Genomic DNA, 1,083 nt, shown 5'->3' on the forward strand with positions numbered 1-1,083 from the left:
CATAACCGATATATTCGGTCGCTGAGGCTTGCAGGGAGTCAAAGGCCGCTTTTGCGGGATCATCACTGACGAATCGAGGTCGAGGAACCGAGCGTCCGAGGAACAGAGGCGCTTATCGGTTGGCCGCGAGATTCCTGTCGATCCTCTCGTGCAGCGCGATTCCGAGGGAAACGGAAACGTTGAGAGACTCGGTCTGGCTCATCATGGGGATGGAAACCGAGGCGGAAGACGCCTCCTCGAACAGGTCGGAAGGCCCACCCTTTTCGCTGCCGAACAGCAAGGCCAGCCGATCCGGATTGTCCCCGAGTTCCTTCACGGAAATGTCGCCATCCGCCTTGAGCGTCATCAGCTGCATACCGCTGTCCCGAATGAAGGCGATGGCCTCCTCGCGACCGGAGAGAACGACGGGAAGGGAGAAGACGTAACCTCGGCTGGCCCTTTGGAGACGCCGGTCCGCGATGCTGGTGATGTCACTGTCGACCAGGATGATCCCCGACGCTCCGAGCGCGAGCGACGTGCGTACTATCGCGCCGATGTTCCCGACGATCTTCACCCCGTCGAGAACGACGACGTCCCCACGCCGGCTCGCGATATCGCCGAACCTGGCCGGGCGAGGGACGCGGGCGATGCCGAATGTCTTGGCCTTCCGCTCCCCCTTGAACAACTGGTTGACGATCGAGGAGTCGATGAGGCGGACCGGTATGTTCTGCCGCCCGCACAGATCCAGCAACTCAGATGGAAAAGGACTGCTGTCGCTGCCGTAGACCTCGATGAACTCCACCCCGGCCGCGATGCTGTGCATGAGGGGCTCGACGTCCTCGATCAACGTTGTCTTTATGTTGGATCGCGACGGCTTGGTGACATCGATGATCCGCTGCACCGCGGGATCGGACGGATTTGCGATGGTGTCCAACTCAGTCATGGTCGTCCTACCGGCTGCTGTGTTCAGTGACGCGATTCCTGGGGTGTGACACCCTACGCGACGATGGCGGATGGCTGCCCTGACCGGCAATCACCAACGCAAGGGGAAGTCGTCGCTCTCTGGCAAAGCTCCCCGCTCTTCCCCGTCCGGGACCCGCGCGG

1 protein-coding gene is annotated in these 1,083 nt (G+C 61.7%); it reads right to left on the reverse strand.

What is annotated here, in order from left to right; translation table 11 throughout:
• Positions 1 to 112 precede the first annotated feature (112 nt).
• Positions 113 to 922, reverse strand: coding sequence for an NshR/TsnR family 23S rRNA methyltransferase (gene nshR, locus AB0C16_RS40065; RefSeq protein WP_059415847.1), 810 nt, complete (start codon positions 920 to 922; stop codon positions 113 to 115).
• Between the last annotated feature and the right edge of the window lie 161 nt (positions 923 to 1,083).

Source organism: Nonomuraea sp. NPDC048916 (genome assembly GCF_040649575.1).
Classification (GTDB): Bacteria; Actinomycetota; Actinomycetes; order Streptosporangiales; family Streptosporangiaceae; genus Nonomuraea.